Raw genomic sequence first — 20,255 nt, forward strand, 5'->3', positions numbered from 1 at the left:
TATTTTTTTTTGCAAAGAAAATAGCATTTTTGTATTTCTTTGTGAAAAATTGGAATATAGCGTTATGGAAGAATTTGTAAAATGTTTATAAATGACAAATTTTATGACTATATTGGCTGTTTAAAATTTGTTACATTGTGTTCCCTTGGCTGTCATGTGCTAGATTCTGTGAAGCAAGAATTTTTTGATGGGTTTTGTGCAAAACCCTTGTACTTCAAATTTCTAGCACCATAATAACGACTGAGAAAAAATTTATTCATTCGACAAGCAAGATTTAGAGAGTCTATTCATGTTGGCAAGTCTGATCGGAGGCATCTTCGGTACCAAAAATGAGCGCGAACTCAAACGCATGCGTAAAATCGTAGATAAGATTAATGCGCTCGAGCCGACGATATCTGCACTAAACGATGCAGACTTATCTGCAAAAACCGAAGAATTCAAACAACGCTACAATAAAGGTGAAAATCTCGATAAGTTATTGCCTGAAGCTTTTGCTGTATGTCGTGAGGCTGCAAAGCGCATCATGGGCATGCGTCACTATGATGTGCAATTGATTGGTGGTATTACACTTCACGAAGGTAAAGTTGCAGAAATGCGTACTGGTGAAGGTAAAACCCTGATGGGGACTTTGGCTTGTTATCTAAATACGATTGGTGGTCAAGGTGTGCATGTCATCACCGTGAATGATTATTTGGCACAGCGTGATGCTGAGTTAAACCGCCCGTTATTTGAATTCTTAGGTTTAAGCATTGGTATTATTTATTCCATGCAAAATCCGACCGAAAAAGCAGAAGCTTATCGTGCTGATATTACCTATGGGACCAACAACGAATTTGGTTTTGATTATCTACGTGACAACATGGTGTTTTCACTGGCTGAGAAAAAGCAACGCGGCTTAAGCTATGCCATTATTGATGAAGTCGATTCGATCTTGATTGATGAAGCACGTACTCCGCTCATCATTTCTGGTCAAAGTGATGATTCTTCACAATTGTATGCAGCAATCAATAGCATTCCTCCACAGTTAAAAACTCAAAAAGAAGAAAAAGTGGCCGATGGTGGGCACTTCTGGATTGATGAAAAACAACGTACTGTTGAAATGACTGAAATTGGTTATGAAACAGTCGAAGACGAATTAATTCGTATGGGCTTACTTGCAGAAGGCGAGAGCTTGTACTCATCAGCGAACTTGAACTTGGTTCATCATGTGTCCGCAGCGATTCGTGCTCACTATTTATATCAGCGTAATGTGCATTACATCATCAATGATGGTGAAGTCATTATTGTCGATGAAAATACGGGTCGTACTATGCCTGGCCGTCGTTGGTCAGAAGGTTTGCATCAAGCTGTTGAGGCAAAAGAAGGTCTAGAAATTCAACCTGAAAACCAAACGCTTGCAACCACAACGTTCCAGAACTATTTCCGTCTGTATAAAAAGCTTTCAGGTATGACAGGTACTGCCGATACTGAAGCTGCGGAAATGAAAGAAATTTATGGTTTGGATGTCGTATTGATTCCAACCCATCGTCCGATGATTCGTAATGACATGAACGATTTGATTTATTTAAATCGTAATGGTAAATACGATGCGATTATTCAAGAAATTAAAAATGTTCATGAAGCGGGCGTTGCTCCTATCCTGATTGGTACTGCGACCATTGAAGCATCAGAGATTTTGTCTGATAAATTGAAAGAAGCAGGCATCGTTCACGAAGTATTGAATGCAAAACAACATGAACGAGAAGCAGACATTATCGCTCAGGCGGGTTCGCCTAATGCAGTAACGATTGCCACCAATATGGCGGGTCGTGGTACCGATATTTTGCTTGGCGGTAACTGGAAAGCAAAACTGGCTAAAATTGAAAATTATACCACTGAAGATGAAGCGCGTTTAAAAGCCGAGTGGGAACAGCAGCATGACATGGTGTTAAGCTCAGGCGGTTTGCACATTATTGGTTCTGAACGTCATGAATCGCGCCGTATTGATAACCAGTTACGTGGTCGTGCAGGTCGTCAAGGTGATCCAGGTGTTTCACGTTTCTACTTATCGCTTGAAGATGATTTGATGCGTATCTTCGCTGGTGATCGCGTGGTCGGTATGATGCGTGCAATGGGTCTAAAAGAAGATGAAGCGATTGAACACAAAATGGTTTCACGTTCTATCGAAAATGCGCAACGTAAAGTGGAAGCACGTAACTTTGACATTCGTAAGAACTTGTTAAAATACGATGATGTCAACAATGAACAACGTAAGATCATTTATTCTCAACGTGATGAAGTACTCACCGAAAGTACTTTACAAGATTACATTGAAGGAATGCATCACGAAGTCATGAAAGGTGTGATTGAAAATTATATTCCACCTGAATCAATTCATGATCAATGGGATATTGATGGTTTAGAGCGTGCTTTACGTGATGATCTAAGTATTGATTTGCCTGTAAATCAATGGTTAGAGGAAGATCGTCGTTTAGATGAAGAAGCTTTGGTTGAACGTATTTCAGATGAAATTGTAAAACGCTATCGTGATCGTCGTGGACAAATGGGTGATGAATCGGCAGCCATGCTAGAACGTCACTTTATGCTGAGCGCATTAGACCGTCATTGGAAAGAGCATTTGGCAGCTATGGACTATTTGCGTCAAGGGATTCATTTACGTGGTTATGCGCAAAAAAATCCTGAACAAGAGTATAAAAAAGAAGCTTTCAACTTGTTTGTAAATATGCTTGCTGTGATTAAATCGGATGTCATTACTGATTTATCGCGTGTACATGTGCCGACTGCTGAAGAGCTGGCGGAAATGGAAGCTCAGAAACAAGCACAAGCCGAGTCTATGCAATTGAATCTTTCACATGCTGATTTTGATGGCTTAGCAATTGAAAATAACGACAATTTGTTAAGTGATGAAAGTCAATTCGAACCGATTGATCAACAAAATATTGTTCCACCTGCAAGTCGTAATGCACCGTGCCCATGTGGATCAGGTTTAAAATACAAACAGTGTCACGGTAAAATTTAGTTTAAGTTAAATGAATTGGTCACTTTAGGTATTTCTCTGACTCATGTTGGACGGATATTTAAAGTGGCTTTTTTATGTCTATGGATTGTGAAAGTTTTATTTTACAAATATTGAATGGGATTGCAGCCTATGCGATTAAATGTTATTTAGTGAGTTGCATATCTAACTCTGAAAAGCGGAAAGACAATGAAAAAAGTATTACAGCCCTTGATAATTGCAGCTTTGGCTCTTCCTTCTTTGGCCTTTGCAAACAGTCCATCTCAAACCACGACATTAGATAAAGTTCAAGCAGCTCGTGGTGCAACAACTGCTCAAGCTGTAGTGAAGGATGATAACATCACAGTGATGAGTCCTCGCACAGGAATTAGTTATACTTTTGCTAATCCGAATCAACGTCCTATTGTATTGAAAACTACGGCAATTACTGCTGCAAATGCAGCCAATGTAGGTCGTATCGTAGCCGCTAATCCTGCATTGTCGACTGCAAGCCAAGAAAAAGCGAAACAAACATTGTTAGGTGAATCTGCTCAATTGGCTTCAAATTAAATTTCTTGTGTTGTATTAATTCGTCTTCGGATAAATATCAGCCAGTTAAGCCGTTAACTGGCTTTTTTTATTTTAAAGCCATGTGGTTATTTAATAGCTATAAATATCTTTATAGCTTTTTTGAGTGAAGATTTTGTTGTTAATTTCTCAAAAATGAAAAGCATTTATTATGCTTATTTTTCACTGCTTCACATAACAGGTGGTGACTGATTTTTATCAACATACATCACGCTAAAATAAAAACTAAAGCAAAGCGGGTGTTACGCTCGATTTTTTATTGAATTTCTACTAAGCTGTCTTTTTCTGATGAATTTATTTGGACGTTTAAAAATGGCGGTGGGCGACGTAACAATGCCACAGATGCATGTGGTTAAAGGGGTTAAAATTGGTTCAGCTGAAGCGTATGTGCGCTATCAAAACCGACGCGACCTTGTCATTTTTGAACTTGCTGAAGGTTCTCATGTTGCAGGGGTATTTACCCAAAATGCATTTTGTGCTGCGCCAGTACATGTCTGTAAAGCCCATTTACAGGTCACCAATCCCCGCTATTTAGTAATTAATACAGGGAATGCCAATGCTGGAACAGGAAAAGTGGGCTTAGCAAATGCTGAGGCAACCTGCATAAAACTGGCTGAACTCACGAATATATCTCAAAATGAAATTCTGCCTTTTTCAACAGGTGTCATTGGTGAGCAACTTCCTATTGAGCGTTTGACCGCAGGTTTGCAACCCGCGCTTGATTCTTTAAAAGAAGATGCTTGGTTAGATGCTGCGACTGGTATTATGACCACAGACACCTTGCCTAAGGGTGCATCTGAGCAATTTGAAATAGATGGCATCACTTATACCATGACGGGTATTTCCAAAGGTGCAGGTATGATTCGTCCAAATATGGCGACTATGCTCAGTTACGTGGCGACCGATGCACCGATTAGTCGTGAATTGGTACAACTGTTATTAAAAGAAACGGTTGATGTTTCTTTTAACCGCATTACCGTAGATGGGGATACATCAACCAATGATTCATGTATTTTGATTGCTACCGGTCAAGCGGGTGGAATAGAAATTTCATCTATTGATGATTCACGCTATGCAGTGATTTTGGATGTTTTGACTCGCGTGATGACACGCCTTGCACAACTCATTATTCGTGATGGCGAAGGCGCGACCAAATTTATCACCATTACCGTTGAAGGTGGTTTAAATACACAAGAATGCTGTGATATTGCGTATAGTATTGCCCATTCACCTTTGGTGAAAACCGCCATTTTTGCTTCTGATCCAAATTGGGGGCGCATTCTGGCTGCAATTGGTTACGCAGGCGTTAAAAATTTAGATGTTGAAAAAATTCAAGTTTGGTTAGATGATGTGCAAATCTGTAAAGATGGTGGTGCGGCAGCGGACTATACCGAAGAAGCGGGTGCGCGTGTAATGTCGCAAGCTGAAATGTTGATTCGTGTCAATCTAGGCCGAGGTGATGCAAAAGATACGGTCTATACATGTGACTTATCTTACGATTATGTCAAGATTAATGCAGATTACCGTTCTTAAATTGATGGAATGATAAAAGCCTCCGTTGTGAGGCTTTTTTATAATGGAATGATTTTACCCCTTGGTCAAAAAAGCATATCGCCATTTTGATGGGGGATTAAAGATACTGTTTGTGGTCAAGCAAGTATGAAAATTAGAGAGCATGTTTATGAGTGATGCGACCAACTTAATTGCCAATGACGCTAAATCGATTGTGCAGGCGCATTTAGATCGTTTAGGTGAGCCTAAAAATATTCATTTAAGTGAAGCATATAAACAGGAAAAATTTACGCAAATCTTAGCGGAACTCAAAAAGCGTGATGCTGTTTTGGTCGCCCATTATTATTGTGACCCTGAAGTGCAGGAACTGGCTGAGTTATCAGGAGGATGTGTTTCTGATTCCCTAGAGATGGCACGCTTTGGTCGTGACCATGAGGCATCAACTTTGGTGGTTGCTGGGGTGAAATTTATGGGGGAAACTTCAAAAATTCTTTCGCCAGAAAAAACTGTGCTCATGCCTACGCTAGAGGCAACCTGTTCACTCGATTTGGGTTGTCCTGTAGACGAGTTTTCTGCATTTTGTGATGCACATCCAGATCATACCGTTGTTGTATATGCCAATACTTCTGCTGCGGTTAAAGCCCGTGCTGATTGGGTGGTCACTTCAAGTTGTGCGGTCGAAATTATTGAGCATTTGGATAGTTTAGGTGAAAAAATTATTTGGGCACCTGATCAGCATTTAGGGCGTTATATCCAGAAAAAAACGGGCGCAGAGATGCTACTTTGGGATGGCGCATGTATTGTTCATGAAGAATTTCGTGCCCGTGGAATTACCAATATGAAAGCAATCTATCCAGATGCAGCAGTATTGGTCCATCCAGAATCACCAGAATCAGTGATTGCAGTTGCAGATGCGGTCGGGAGTACTTCACAATTGATTAAAGCTGCAGCAACTTTGCCACAGCAAACTTTGATTGTAGCCACAGATCGAGGTATTTTTTATAAGATGCAGCAAGCTGTACCGAATAAAACCTTGATTGAAGCACCTACCGCAGGTGAGGGTGCGACCTGTCGATCATGTGCACACTGTCCATGGATGGCTATGAATGAGTTGGATGGAATTTTATCTGTTTTGCAAAAGGGTGACCAAGAAATACTGGTTGATCGTGATCTTGCAAAACGTGCAAAACTACCGCTTGATCGTATGTTGGACTTTAGTGCGAGTTTAAAACGTTAAAAATTGATTGAAAAATATCTAAGGTGTTTGATAAATATACATTTGAAGTGGTTTTTTAATTTTTTTTGAATATAGGTGTTGACGTCTTGTAGCGTCACGCCTAGAATGCACACCGTACCGCACAATGTGTAGTACGAAAGCTAAGATGAATCGGAGCATGGCGCAGTTTGGTAGCGCACCTGGTTTGGGACCAGGGGGTCGTAGGTTCGAATCCTACTGCTCCGACCAATTCTTCAAGGCAAAGTTCCGTGGTATTTATATCATTGCTCATGCGCCTGTAGCTCAGTCGGATAGAGCATCCGCCTTCTAAGCGGATGGTCACAGGTTCGAATCCTGTCAGGCGCACCATTGGTAGCTTGATATCATAGAATCTAAGTTGTAATGGTGGATGTAGCTCAGTTGGTAGAGCCCTGGATTGTGATTCCAGTTGTCGCGGGTTCGAATCCCGTCATTCACCCCACTTTCGGAGCATGGCGCAGTTTGGTAGCGCACCTGGTTTGGGACCAGGGGGTCGTAGGTTCGAATCCTACTGCTCCGACCATTTATATAGCTTAAAGTAATCAATCCGCTTAAATGCGGTTTTTTTATGTCTAAAATTTATAAAAATTATCTTTCATATAAAATAACGTTGGTTTTAGGTGGATTCTTTATAGCTCTACTAAGTTAAAAATTTCCTTATATGTGTTTATGCTAAATGAAAAATATTAATTCGACTCTAAATCAGGTATAGAAGTCTATTGTTGCCAAAATAGTATTTATTTATTGACTAATTAAACAAACAAGCAAAAATAAAAGATAATTTTGCACATTCTGTACCTTTTGCATGCAAAACCTAGTATTTAATTTAACAAATAGAAGAATAAATAAACATTTGAAGCATTTTTAATAAAATAAAATAAAAAAGGGGTTGTGTGGTGATTAAAATGCTGTAGAATGCACATCCATCGGCGGTGATGTTGATTAAAACTTGTTGAGAAACAAGGATTTAGCTTAAAGGGTTAAATCTAAGGATCTTAAAGAAGTTTAAAAATAATCAATAAAACCAGTTGACTCTTTATGAATAAAGAGTAATATAGCCGACCTAGCTTGCTGGTGACGAATCAGCAAGAAGATCATTAAGAGCTTATGAAGAACAACTTGTGTGGATTTTTACTGATTGATTGATCGAAATTATTTTCATTGATTGATGGTAGAAATTACTCGAAGTTTATTTGAGAAATATTTGTCAGAAAATTGATGAGCCAAGATTGGTGCCCTATAGGTACTAAGCAATATTAAACTGAAGAGTTTGATCATGGCTCAGATTGAACGCTGGCGGCAGGCTTAACACATGCAAGTCGAGCGGGGAAAAGTAGCTTGCTACTTAACTTAGCGGCGGACGGGTGAGTAATACTTAGGAATCTGCCTATTAGTGGGGGACAACATTTCGAAAGGAATGCTAATACCGCATACGTCCTACGGGAGAAAGCAGGGGATCACTTGTGACCTTGCGCTAATAGATGAGCCTAAGTCGGATTAGCTAGTTGGTGGGGTAAAGGCCTACCAAGGCGACGATCTGTAGCGGGTCTGAGAGGATGATCCGCCACACTGGGACTGAGACACGGCCCAGACTCCTACGGGAGGCAGCAGTGGGGAATATTGGACAATGGGGGGAACCCTGATCCAGCCATGCCGCGTGTGTGAAGAAGGCCTTTTGGTTGTAAAGCACTTTAAGCGAGGAGGAGGCTACTCTAGTTAATACCTAGGGATAGTGGACGTTACTCGCAGAATAAGCACCGGCTAACTCTGTGCCAGCAGCCGCGGTAATACAGAGGGTGCGAGCGTTAATCGGATTTACTGGGCGTAAAGCGTGCGTAGGTGGCCAATTAAGTCAAATGTGAAATCCCCGAGCTTAACTTGGGAATTGCATTCGATACTGGTTGGCTAGAGTATGGGAGAGGATGGTAGAATTCCAGGTGTAGCGGTGAAATGCGTAGAGATCTGGAGGAATACCGATGGCGAAGGCAGCCATCTGGCCTAATACTGACACTGAGGTACGAAAGCATGGGGAGCAAACAGGATTAGATACCCTGGTAGTCCATGCCGTAAACGATGTCTACTAGCCGTTGGGGTCTTTGAGACTTTAGTGGCGCAGCTAACGCGATAAGTAGACCGCCTGGGGAGTACGGTCGCAAGACTAAAACTCAAATGAATTGACGGGGGCCCGCACAAGCGGTGGAGCATGTGGTTTAATTCGATGCAACGCGAAGAACCTTACCTGGTCTTGACATAGTAAGAACTTTCCAGAGATGGATTGGTGCCTTCGGGAGCTTACATACAGGTGCTGCATGGCTGTCGTCAGCTCGTGTCGTGAGATGTTGGGTTAAGTCCCGCAACGAGCGCAACCCTTTTCCTTATTTGCCAGCGGGTTAAGCCGGGAACTTTAAGGATACTGCCAGTGACAAACTGGAGGAAGGCGGGGACGACGTCAAGTCATCATGGCCCTTACGACCAGGGCTACACACGTGCTACAATGGTCGGTACAAAGGGTTGCTACCTAGCGATAGGATGCTAATCTCAAAAAGCCGATCGTAGTCCGGATTGGAGTCTGCAACTCGACTCCATGAAGTCGGAATCGCTAGTAATCGCGGATCAGAATGCCGCGGTGAATACGTTCCCGGGCCTTGTACACACCGCCCGTCACACCATGGGAGTTTGTTGCACCAGAAGTAGGTAGTCTAACCGCAAGGAGGACGCTTACCACGGTGTGGCCGATGACTGGGGTGAAGTCGTAACAAGGTAGCCGTAGGGGAACCTGCGGCTGGATCACCTCCTTAACGAAAGATTGACGATTGGTAAGAATCCACAACAAGTTGTTCTTCATGATGTATCGATGGGTCTGTAGCTCAGTTGGTTAGAGCACACGCTTGATAAGCGTGGGGTCACAAGTTCAAGTCTTGTCAGACCCACCAAGTCTACTAACTGAAATAATGAAGAGATGAGAGTCTTGGAGTTGAGTTACAAACGAGAGATACATAAAGCTAATAAGTGATAAGCTGGGGACTTAGCTTAGTTGGTAGAGCGCCTGCTTTGCACGCAGGAGGTCAACGGTTCGACTCCGTTAGTCTCCACCATATATTGTTCTTCAATATATAAGCTAAGAAGTTAGATTATAGAATTTAATAAATAAGATCATGATTAAATGATTTTTTAATTTATTAAGTTCTGTGATTTATCACAGTTACCTACGGTCTGACGAAGACGTAGTTAATCATTAACAGATTGAGAATTTGAGTTGAAATAATTGTTTGAACTCAGAACTAATTCAGCATTGACTGTAATACGCAAGTATTTCATTTCAATGACGAAGAAGAACTGAGAACTAGCGAAATTAACTGAATCAAGCGTTTTGGTAGATGAATTTAGATTGAAGCTGTACTGTAGTTAAATCTACAGACCACAAACTGTATGAGAAGGTCGTAAGGCTGACTCTGTTGTTACATCACTTGTAGGGTGTTAACGACTGTTTGGGGTTGTATAGTCAAGTAATTAAGTGCATGTGGTGGATGCCTTGGCAGTCAGAGGCGATGAAAGACGTAATAGCCTGCGATAAGCTCCGGGGAGGCGGCAAATATCCTGTGATCCGGAGATTTCTGAATGGGGAAACCCACTTACCATAAGGTAGGTATTGCATGATGAATACATAGTCATGCAAGGCGAACGAGGGGAAGTGAAACATCTCAGTACCCTTAGGAAAAGAAATCAATTGAGATTCCCTTAGTAGCGGCGAGCGAACGGGGATCAGCCCATTAAGTTATCTAAGTTTTAGTGGAATGCTCTGGGAAGTGCAACCGTAGTGGGTGATAGTCCTGTACACGAAAGGGCTTAGATAATGATGACGAGTAGGGCGGGGCACGTGAAACCTTGTCTGAATATGGGGGGACCATCCTCCAAGGCTAAATACTCCTGACTGACCGATAGTGAACCAGTACCGTGAGGGAAAGGCGAAAAGAACCCCTGTGAGGGGAGTGAAATAGATCCTGAAACCGCATGCATACAAGCAGTGGGAGCCGACTTGTTCGGTGACTGCGTACCTTTTGTATAATGGGTCAGCGACTTACATTCAGTAGCAAGGTTAACCGCATAGGGGAGCCGTAGAGAAATCGAGTCTTAATAGGGCGTTTAGTTGCTGGGTGTAGACCCGAAACCGGGTGATCTATCCATGAGCAGGTTGAAGGTTGGGTAACACTAACTGGAGGACCGAACCCACCGTCGTTGAAAAGCCGGGGGATGACTTGTGGATAGGGGTGAAAGGCTAATCAAACTCGGTGATAGCTGGTTCTCCCCGAAAGCTATTTAGGTAGCGCCTCGGACGAATACCATTGGGGGTAGAGCACTGTTTCGGCTAGGGGGTCATCCCGACTTACCAAACCGATGCAAACTCCGAATACCAATGAGTACTATCCGGGAGACAGACTGCGGGTGCTAACGTCCGTAGTCAAGAGGAAAACAATCCAGACCGCCAGCTAAGGCCCCAAAATTATAGTTAAGTGGGAAACGATGTGGGAAGGCATAGACAGCTAGGAGGTTGGCTTAGAAGCAGCCACCCTTTAAAGAAAGCGTAATAGCTCACTAGTCGAGTCGGCCTGCGCGGAAGATGTAACGGGGCTAAAACTATATGCCGAAGCTGCGGATTTGCAATTTATTGCAAGTGGTAGGGGAGCGTTCTGTAAGCCGATGAAGGTGGATTGAGAAGTCTGCTGGAGGTATCAGAAGTGCGAATGCTGACGTGAGTAACGACAATGCGAGTGAAAAACTCGCACGCTGAAAGACCAAGGGTTCCAGTCCAACGTTAATCGGGGCTGGGTGAGTCGACCCCTAAGGCGAGGCCGAGAGGCGTAGTCGATGGGAAATTGGTTAATATTCCAATACTTCTGTGTAATGCGATGAGAGGACGGAGAAGGTTAAGTCAGCCTGGCGTTGGTTGTCCAGGTGAAAGGTTGTAGGCATGCATCTTAGGCAAATCCGGGGTGCTCTATGCTGAGAACTGATAGCAAGCTGTACTTGTACAGTGAAGTGGCTGATACCATGCTTCCAGGAAAAGTCTCTAAGCTTCAGTTACACAGGAATCGTACCCGAAACCGACACAGGTGGTCAGGTCGAGTAGACCAAAGCGCTTGAGAGAACTCTGCTGAAGGAACTAGGCAAAATGGTACCGTAACTTCGGGAGAAGGTACGCTGTCGACGGTGATGGGATTTACTCCCTGAGCGGTTGACAGCCACAGAAACCAGGCCCCTGCAACTGTTTATTAAAAACATAGCACTCTGCAAACACGAAAGTGGACGTATAGGGTGTGATGCCTGCCCGGTGCTGGAAGGTTAATTGATGGGGTTAGCGTAAGCGAAGCTCTTGATCGAAGCCCCAGTAAACGGCGGCCGTAACTATAACGGTCCTAAGGTAGCGAAATTCCTTGTCGGGTAAGTTCCGACCTGCACGAATGGCATAATGATGGGGGCGCTGTCTCCAGCAGAGACTCAGTGAAATCGAATTCGCCGTGAAGATGCGGTGTACCCGCGGCTAGACGGAAAGACCCCGTGAACCTTTACTGCAGCTTGACATTGAACTTTGATCTTACTTGTGTAGGATAGGTGGGAGGCTTTGAAACCGAGACGCTAGTTTCGGTGGAGCCAATCTTGAAATACCACCCTGGTAATATTGAGGTTCTAACTCTGCTCCATAATCTGGAGCGAGGACCATGTCTGGTGGGTAGTTTGACTGGGGCGGTCTCCTCCTAAAGAGTAACGGAGGAGTACGAAGGTGCGCTCAGCGTGGTCGGAAATCACGCGTAGAGTATAAAGGCAAAAGCGCGCTTAACTGCGAGACCCACAAGTCGAGCAGGTACGAAAGTAGGTCTTAGTGATCCGGTGGTTCTGTATGGAAGGGCCATCGCTCAACGGATAAAAGGTACTCTGGGGATAACAGGCTGATACCGCCCAAGAGTTCATATCGACGGCGGTGTTTGGCACCTCGATGTCGGCTCATCTCATCCTGGGGCTGAAGCAGGTCCCAAGGGTATGGCTGTTCGCCATTTAAAGAGGTACGCGAGCTGGGTTTAGAACGTCGTGAGACAGTTCGGTCCCTATCTACCGTGGGCGTTGGAAATTTGAGAGGATCTGCTCCTAGTACGAGAGGACCAGAGTGGACGAACCTCTGGTGTACCGGTTGTAACGCCAGTTGCATCGCCGGGTAGCTATGTTCGGAAGGGATAACCGCTGAAAGCATCTAAGCGGGAAGCCTACCTCAAGATTAGATTTCCCTGTGACTTTATGTCACCTAAAGAGCCGTTGAAGACTACGACGTTGATAGGTTGGATGTGGAAGCATAGTGATATGTGAAGCTGACCAATACTAATTGCTCGTGAGGCTTGACTATACAACACCCAAACAGTTGTATTGCATCATCTAAGTGATTCAAAACCAAGCAATATACCCTTGATTTAGTTAACGCTACAAACTAAAATCTCAACTCAAATTTAATGTCTGTTAATAACTCTTTTGGTACAAAGTAAGGCTTACGAAATAAATCCCGTAAATAAGACCCGAACAAGTCCATAAACAGTTGTGCTGGCGACAATAGCAAGAGTGAACCACCTGATCCCTTCCCGAACTCAGAAGTGAAACCTCTTCGCGCTGATGGTAGTGTGGGGTTACCCATGTGAGAGTAAGTCATCGCCAGCTCATTATTCTAACCCCCCCTCAGTCTTAAGACTGAGGGGGGTTTTTCTATACATAATTTAAAAAGTAAAAAGTGAAATAAATTTAGAAAATGAACAGCATTTGTAGGAATTTTTTAAGTTATATGCTATAAAAATATAATTAGGCATAAAAATTGCTTGTAAATTATTTTAAAAATTTAGGAATTGTATGAAGTTATCGATTGGATTAAAAGTTGCTAACTCTTTATCGCTTACACCGCAGTTACAGCAGGCCATTCGTTTACTTCAATTATCTAGTTTGGAACTTGAACAAGAAATTCAACTTCAACTCGATAGTAATCCGCTATTAGATAAAGTAGAAGATCAGTTAAATATTGAGAGTTTAGCTTCTTTAGAGCAGAAAGAAAATGAACATGAAAATAAAGATCTTACCAATGAATTAAATGCAAATACACTTCCTGATGAATTGGCTGTAGATACAGATTGGGATGATATTTATACCCATCAACCAACAAATTTAGGTTCACCCGAATATGAGGAGCGTGAAGATAATCGTCACGGTCATCTGGGTTTAAAAGAACATATGCTTGAACAAATTAATTTATTACATTTTTCGCCAGTGGATAATTTAATTGCCCATTGTATTGTGGATGCTTTGGATGAAAAAGGCTTTTTAGATGCTGATCTCGATGAAATTACGACATCCGTTCAGTATTTACTGGACTCTATGGATTATGCGGCTGAAGTCGAAAATGATGAAGTTGTTGTTGTCTTAAAGCATATTCAACGACTTGATCCGCCTGGTGTCGCATCGCGTAATTTGGCTGAATGCTTATTGGTACAATTGGAAAGTTTGCCATCAGAAACACCATATCGTCGTGAAGCAATCATTTTATTGGCTCATTATGAGTTATTAATTTCAAATGAATTACAAAAATTGATCAAGCAAACAGGTTTAAATCAAGAACAATTGAAATCTTCGGTGGAATTATTAAAAACGTTAAAAGCTTATCCAGGAATGGAGTTTGAGAATAAAGATTCAGACTATCAAATACCCGATGTAGTGGTGATGAAAAAGAACAATCATTGGCAGGTCAAATTAAATCCTGATGTCATTCCAAAATTAAGAATCAATTCGTTTTATGCCAATATGATTCGACGCGCTGATCAAAGCAATGACAATCAATATTTGCGTAATCAAATGTTGGATGCCAAAAATTTTATTAAAAGTGTAGATGAGCGTCATAAAACTTTATTAAAAGTTGCGACTTGTATCGTGGAGCATCAGAAAAGATTTTTGGAAATCGGTGCTGAAGGGATGAAGCCTTTGATACTGCGTGATATTGCAGAGGAAGTAGAATTACACGAATCTACGGTTTCACGAGTCACGACCAATAAATATATGCTCACTCCGCGTGGTTTATTTGAATTAAAGTATTTTTTCTCCAGTCATGTTTCTACAACCACTGGGGGAGAGGCTTCGTCAATTGCCATTCGCGCTAAAATAAAAAAATTAATTGCTGAAGAAAATCCGCGTAAGCCTTTGTCAGATAATATTATTGCTAATTTATTAAAAGATGATGGTATTGATGTCGCGCGAAGAACAGTCGCAAAATATCGAGAGTCGTTACATATTCCCTCATCATCTGAACGAAAAGTCTTGATCTAAAATTTAAAATATGACTATTCTAGAGATTCATTATGACAACCTAATGAATCTCTTTTTACTTAAGGAATAGTTGCAATGATTTAATGTGAAGCAGATAAAATTTTACTTTCATTAACTCAGCCCGATTATTCTTTTATTATCCTAAAAGAAGGTGAGGGATAGAATTATGCAAATAACAATTCGTGGTCACCATTTAACGATTACTCCTGCCATTGAAGAAGATATTCGCCTTAAATTTGGGCAAATGATCAAACATTTAGATCAAGTTAATAGTATGCAGGTGAAGCTTTCAAAAGATCATCAGATTGATAAACATTCTAAAAAAGGCAGTGCTAACCATATTGCGGAGGCAATTATACGTTTGCCTGGGATTGAAATGTTTGCTCAGGCCAGTGCTGATGATATGTATACTTCGATTAAAAAATTAACAGATAAATTAAAAAGACAACTTCATAAGCATCGTGAAATGCAGGCTATTGTTCCCCCCTTAGTGAATATTTGATTTATTTTGAATAAAAGAGGTTTTATAAAGACCTCTTTTTTTATATATAAAATGTAAGACATTCCTGATTTATTTTACATATTTATAGTAAAATGGCAGGTTTTACACCGTTGATCCTATAAGAGGTCTTTGTGATGAATAGTGAACAGCTCACTGAAATTTTAAAAGCTGCTTTTCCAGAGGCTGAAGTTGCAGTTAGTGGGCAAGGCGGTAAGTTTGATCTTCGAATCGTAGATGCACAATTTGAAGGAAAGCGCCCAGTTGCACGTCAACAAACGGTTTATGCTCCGTTAAATTCATATATTGCCAGCGGCGAAGTACATGCCGTCACTATTCGTGCAATGACTCAAGAAGAATGGCGTAAAGCAAGCTTATTCGGAGCTTAAAAATAAATGGATAAATTTTTAATTCAGGGCGGTGTTACGCTCGAAGGTGAAGTGCGTATATCGGGTGCAAAAAATGCAGCCTTGCCTTTACTTGCAGCTATGATTCTGGCTGATACACCAACGACGTTGACCAATGTTCCACATTTAAAAGATGTAAGTACATTAGTCAAACTGATTGCTGGACTTGGCATTCAGATGTCGTATGAAGGTGATACGGTAAAAGCCGATACTTCAACACTGGATAATCAGTTTGCACCTTATGAGTTGGTGAAAACCATGCGTGCTTCGATTTTGGTGCTTGGCCCGTTGCTTGCACGTTATGGGAGTGCGCAAGTGTCACTTCCAGGTGGCTGTGCGATTGGTTCACGTCCCGTAGATCAACATTTGAAAGCCTTAGAGGCTTTAGGTGCTGAAATAGAAGTTGAAAATGGTTATGTGCATGCCAAAGTTAATGGACGTCTTAAAGGCGGTGAAGTTATTTTTGATATGGTGACCGTGGGTGGAACAGAAAATATTCTTATGGCTGCGGCTTTGGCTGAAGGTGTCACCACCATACGCAATGCTGCTCGTGAGCCTGAAATTACTGACCTTGCACAAATGCTGATTGCCATGGGTGCAAAAATTGAAGGTTTAGATACTGACACTTTGGTGGTGACTGGTGTAGAAAGCTTACATGGTTGTGAATATGCTGTGGTGGCTGATCGTATTGAAACAGGTTCATATCTTGCTGCTGCCGCAATCACTGGTGGTAAAATTAAAACTACCCATACCGACCCATCTTTACTTGAAGCTGTTTTAGATAAATTCGAAGAAATGGGCGCAGAAGTAACGCGTGGTGATGATTGGATTGAGCTGGACATGATGGGTAAACGTCCGAAAGCTGTGAGTTTTCAGACACTTCCACATCCAGAATTTCCAACGGATATGCAAGCACAGATCATGGCTGTAAATGCGATTGGTCGTGGATTTGCCACTATTTCAGAAACGATTTTTGAAAACCGTTTTATGCATGTGCCTGAATTGTCACGTATGGGCGCAAATATTCAGGTTGAAGGTAATGATGCCGTAGTGACAGGCGTAGAAAAACTGTCTGCTGCTCCTGTGATGGCAACAGACTTACGTGCTTCATTTTCTTTGGTTCTAGCGGCTTTGGCTGCGGACGGAGAAACATTGATTGACCGTATTTATCATATTGACCGCGGTTATGAAGATATTGAAGCGAAGTTACAGGGTTTAGGTGCCCGAATTAAGCGAGTAAGTGCATGAGCGATATGAGAAACGATGATCCAAACTTTGACGTAATCGGCAATTTTGATCATGGTTTAACTTTAGCATTAAGCAAAGGGCGTATCTTAAAAGAAACTTTACCATTGCTTGAAACAGCAGGCATTAACTTGCTGGAAGATCCAGATAAATCACGTAAATTGATTTTCCCTACTACACATAAGCAAGTCCGTATTTTGATTTTACGTGCTTCTGATGTACCGACTTATGTAGAGAACGGTGCAGCTGATTTAGGTGTGGCAGGTAAAGATGTGCTGATGGAACATGGCGCGCAAAATGTATATGAACCGCTGGATTTAAAAATTGCCAACTGTAAACTCATGACAGCAGGCAAAGTTGGCATGGTTCGTCCAAAAGGCCGTTTAAAAATTGCAACTAAGTATGTCAATTTAACGCGTCAATACTATGCGAGTTTAGGTGAACAAGTAGATGTCATTAAACTGTATGGCTCAATGGAACTTGCACCTTTAGTTGGATTGGGCGACTACATTGTCGATGTGGTCGATACAGGTAATACATTGCGTGCCAATGGTCTTGAGCCACTTGAAGAAATTTGTAAGGTTTCCTCACGCCTCATTGTGAATAAAGCCAGTTTTAAACGCAAACAAACTTTATTAAGTCCAATTTTGACCCAGCTTGAAAAAGCAGTGGAAGCGCGTGAAAGTAAAAACTAGTATTCATTTATACTACTTCGAAAAACCGTCGCGCTGTGGCGGTTTTTTTATACTCATTTTAAATCGATATCTGAGCCAAAACTTTATTTGCTGTTTCCACCCAGTTTTTTTGCTAAAACTGCATGAATAGATGCGTGATTGATACCCACAAACTTTAGGAAACAAGGTAAACTTAACTTTTCCATATTCAACCTTGTGGGTAAATTGATGCGACGTTTATCGACTCAAGATCAAAGCTTTAAGCAAATATTTGCTGAATTATTGGCTTTTGAAACAGTGAGTGACCCTGAACTTTTAAAAACTGTAGAGCAAATCATTGCTGATGTTCGTCAATATGGCGATGCTCATGTTCTTAAATTGACTCAACAGTTCGATCGACATCCTGCGCATCAATTTTCAGAACTTGAACTGACTCAACAACAATTAAAAATTGCTTTTGATGGTTTGGATCATCACGTCCGTGAAGCTTTAGAATTGGCAGCGAATCGAATTCGTGAGTTTCATCAAGCTCAGAAACAAGAAGGCTGGACTTATATCGATGATTTGGGGAATACCTTAGGTCAAAAAATTACAGCGCTTGATCGAGTTGGAATTTATGTCCCTGGTGGTTTAGCATCTTATCCATCCTCAGTCTTGATGAATGCAATTCCTGCTCATGTTGCGGGCGTACCTGAAATTATTATGGTGGTTCCTGCGCCAAAGGGTGAGTTAAATCCACTTGTGTTAGCTGCTGCCTATTTGGCCGGTGTAAGTCGCGTATTTACCATTGGCGGTGCACAAGCTGTGGCTGCATTGGCTTACGGAACAGAAACGATTCCAAGTGTGGATAAAATTACTGGTCCTGGGAACCGTTTTGTTGCCGCAGCAAAACGTGCCGTATTCGGTCAAGTCGGCATTGATATGATTGCTGGACCTTCTGAAATTTTGGTTTATGCCGAAGGTCAGAATAATGCTCAATGGTTAGCGATGGACTTATTGTCACAAGCAGAACATGACACCGTTGCACAAGCGATTTTTATTACACCAGATGAGCAACTGCTAAATGAAGTTGAACAAGCGATTGAAGAACATTTAGCCAATTTACCCAAAGCTGAAATTGCTCGTACTTCTATTAAAAATCGTGGTGCTTTGATTTTGGTACAAGATCGTCAAGAAGCCATTGATTTGATTAACCAAGTCGCACCGGAACATTTAGAACTTTGTTTAGATGAAGCCGAGCAAATGGCAGAACAAATTCGCCATGCTGGTGCAATTTTTATGGGCCGTTATACGCCTGAAGCGATTGGGGATTATTGTGCAGGGCCAAACCACGTATTACCAACCTCTGGTACAGCACGCTTTTCATCACCACTTGGCGTCTATGACTTTCAAAAACGTTCAAGCTTAATTATGTGCTCGCAACAAGGTGTAAAGACATTGGCCAAAACAGCAGATATCTTGGCGCAAGAAGAAAACTTAGATGCGCATGCACGTTCTGCGCGCTATCGTTATCAATAAGTTTTGATTGAAAAAAGGCTGATTGATCGGCCTTTTTTTAAGCCTATAACAGATTTAATCGAGATATTAAAAAATGAAAATTACAACAGAGCAAATGCGTTTTTGGAGCCCGAGCATACGTGAACTTGAACCGTATATTCCAGGTGAGCAGCCAAAAATTCAGAATTTATTGAAATTAAACACCAATGAAAATCCTTATCCACCTTCACCCAAAGTGGTTGCCGCTGTACAGGGTGTTTTAGAAAATACAGCCGATGTTCTGCGTTTATATCCTGATCCAGATGCATCAGAATTAAAACGAGCCATTGCACAACAACAAAATGTTGATATGAGCAACGTCTTTGTCGGGAATGGATCTGATGAAGTATTAGCCCATATTTTTAAAGCTTTTTTTGTACAAGATTTACCTTTGTTGTATGCAGATATTACTTATAGTTTTTATCCTGTTTATAGTCAGTTTTTTGGTGTTAAAACCAAAGTTTTACCTTTAAATGAAGATTTTGAAATTGAAGTAGATGACTATAAGCAAGCCAATGGCGGCATCATTATTACTAATCCAAATGCCCCGACCAGTATTGCACTTGGTATATCTGCAATTGAACAGTTACTTCAATCAAATCCAAATTCGGTCATCGTGATTGATGAAGCCTATGTCGATTTTGGTGCTGAATCTGCAATCCAATTGACTAAAAAATATGACAATTTGGTGGTCTGTCAAACGACTTCAAAGTCGCGTTCACTTGCGGGTTTAAGAGTAGGTTTCGCGATTGCACAGCCGCATTTGATTACGGCCTTAGAAGCAGTTAAAAATAGTTTTAATTCATATCCAATTGATCGTTTCGCGATAGCAGCAGCAGTTGCTTCCTTTGAAGATCAAGCTTATTTCGAAACACAATGTCAAAGAGTGATTGATAGTCGTGAAAATTTAGTGAATGATTTGGTGGAATTAGGTTTTAAGGTTTTACCATCAAAAGCTAATTTTATTTTTGCAACACTAGCAGAAAAAGATGCCGGTGAGTTAGCTGCAGAATTAAGAGAGCATGGCATTATTGTCCGCTATTTTAATAAGCCGCGTATTAATCAATATTTACGTATTACGGTTGGTACCGATGAGCAAAATCAGCGTTTAATAGATACTTTAAAAAATAATATCTTGGTTTAATTTTATTATTCAGTATCTGATTGCAAAAAGATAAAGATCAATTTAAAGCGAACG

The 20,255-nt window shown here is 41.5% G+C and carries 11 protein-coding genes, 6 tRNA genes and 3 rRNA genes; all 20 read left to right on the forward strand.

Annotation, left to right across the window (positions count from 1 at the left end; all coding sequences use genetic code 11):
• Window positions 1–289 precede the first annotated feature (289 nt).
• The 20 genes from secA (at window position 290) to hisC (ending at window position 20,201) form a co-directional block, all read left to right on the forward strand.
• The gene (gene secA / locus H0S58_RS02595; protein WP_092720914.1) at window positions 290–3,019 is read left to right on the forward strand and encodes a preprotein translocase subunit SecA; all 2,730 of its coding nucleotides are present in this window, start codon (window positions 290–292) and stop codon (window positions 3,017–3,019) included.
• Window positions 3,020–3,205: 186 nt separating this feature from the next.
• Window positions 3,206–3,565 carry a hypothetical protein gene (locus tag H0S58_RS02600; RefSeq protein WP_195727060.1) on the forward strand — a complete coding sequence of 120 codons (360 nt, stop codon included), beginning with the start codon at window positions 3,206–3,208 and terminating at the stop codon, window positions 3,563–3,565.
• A gap of 330 nt (window positions 3,566–3,895) precedes the next feature.
• Window positions 3,896–5,116 carry a bifunctional glutamate N-acetyltransferase/amino-acid acetyltransferase ArgJ gene (argJ, locus tag H0S58_RS02605; protein ID WP_195727546.1) on the forward strand — a complete coding sequence of 407 codons (1,221 nt, stop codon included), beginning with the start codon at window positions 3,896–3,898 and terminating at the stop codon, window positions 5,114–5,116.
• 148 nt (window positions 5,117–5,264) lie between these two features.
• Window positions 5,265–6,332, forward strand: a complete 1,068-nt coding sequence (nadA, locus tag H0S58_RS02610) for a quinolinate synthase NadA (RefSeq protein WP_195727061.1) — start codon at window positions 5,265–5,267, stop codon at window positions 6,330–6,332.
• Window positions 6,333–6,483: 151 nt separating this feature from the next.
• Window positions 6,484–6,560: transfer RNA gene (locus tag H0S58_RS02615), tRNA-Pro, on the forward strand.
• 43 nt (window positions 6,561–6,603) lie between these two features.
• Window positions 6,604–6,680 (forward strand) — tRNA-Arg (locus H0S58_RS02620).
• A 36-nt stretch (window positions 6,681–6,716) separates the two neighbouring features.
• Window positions 6,717–6,792: transfer RNA gene (locus H0S58_RS02625), tRNA-His, on the forward strand.
• A 4-nt stretch (window positions 6,793–6,796) separates the two neighbouring features.
• Window positions 6,797–6,873: transfer RNA gene (locus H0S58_RS02630), tRNA-Pro, on the forward strand.
• Window positions 6,874–7,608: 735 nt separating this feature from the next.
• Window positions 7,609–9,148, forward strand: a 16S ribosomal RNA gene (locus H0S58_RS02635).
• Window positions 9,149–9,206: 58 nt separating this feature from the next.
• A tRNA-Ile gene (locus H0S58_RS02640) sits at window positions 9,207–9,283 on the forward strand.
• Window positions 9,284–9,369: 86 nt separating this feature from the next.
• Window positions 9,370–9,445: transfer RNA gene (locus H0S58_RS02645), tRNA-Ala, on the forward strand.
• A 405-nt stretch (window positions 9,446–9,850) separates the two neighbouring features.
• Window positions 9,851–12,744 (forward strand): 23S ribosomal RNA (locus H0S58_RS02650).
• Between the two features lie 190 nt (window positions 12,745–12,934).
• Window positions 12,935–13,049 (forward strand): 5S ribosomal RNA (gene rrf / locus H0S58_RS02655).
• The 16S, 23S and 5S rRNA genes sit together here with 2 tRNA genes alongside, the layout of an rRNA operon.
• Before the next feature lie 186 nt (window positions 13,050–13,235).
• On the forward strand, window positions 13,236–14,696 hold the full coding sequence (locus H0S58_RS02660) for an RNA polymerase factor sigma-54 (RefSeq protein WP_195727062.1): 1,461 nt from the start codon (window positions 13,236–13,238) through the stop codon (window positions 14,694–14,696).
• A gap of 166 nt (window positions 14,697–14,862) precedes the next feature.
• Window positions 14,863–15,198, forward strand: coding sequence for a ribosome hibernation-promoting factor, HPF/YfiA family (hpf, locus tag H0S58_RS02665; RefSeq protein WP_053578677.1), 336 nt, complete (start codon window positions 14,863–14,865; stop codon window positions 15,196–15,198).
• Between the two features lie 134 nt (window positions 15,199–15,332).
• Window positions 15,333–15,584 (forward strand): BolA family iron metabolism protein IbaG, encoded by a 252-nt coding sequence (gene ibaG, locus H0S58_RS02670; RefSeq protein ID WP_053578676.1) that lies wholly within the window; start codon window positions 15,333–15,335, stop codon window positions 15,582–15,584.
• Between the two features lie 6 nt (window positions 15,585–15,590).
• Window positions 15,591–16,850 carry a UDP-N-acetylglucosamine 1-carboxyvinyltransferase gene (murA, locus tag H0S58_RS02675; protein WP_092720923.1) on the forward strand — a complete coding sequence of 420 codons (1,260 nt, stop codon included), beginning with the start codon at window positions 15,591–15,593 and terminating at the stop codon, window positions 16,848–16,850.
• A complete protein-coding gene (hisG, locus tag H0S58_RS02680; RefSeq protein ID WP_195727063.1) occupies window positions 16,847–17,542 on the forward strand; it encodes an ATP phosphoribosyltransferase in 696 nt (231 codons plus the stop codon). Before murA ends, hisG begins: the two co-directional genes overlap by 4 nt.
• A gap of 195 nt (window positions 17,543–17,737) precedes the next feature.
• Complete coding sequence (gene hisD, locus H0S58_RS02685) at window positions 17,738–19,039, forward strand: histidinol dehydrogenase (protein ID WP_195727064.1); 1,302 nt, start codon at window positions 17,738–17,740, stop codon at window positions 19,037–19,039.
• Window positions 19,040–19,112: 73 nt separating this feature from the next.
• Entirely contained in the window at window positions 19,113–20,201 is a 1,089-nt protein-coding gene (hisC, locus tag H0S58_RS02690; protein ID WP_195727065.1) for a histidinol-phosphate transaminase, read from the forward strand.
• Window positions 20,202–20,255: the final 54 nt, after the last annotated feature.

This window comes from Acinetobacter sp. TTH0-4 (assembly GCF_015602665.1).
Taxonomy (GTDB): Bacteria; Pseudomonadota; Gammaproteobacteria; order Pseudomonadales; family Moraxellaceae; genus Acinetobacter; species Acinetobacter albensis.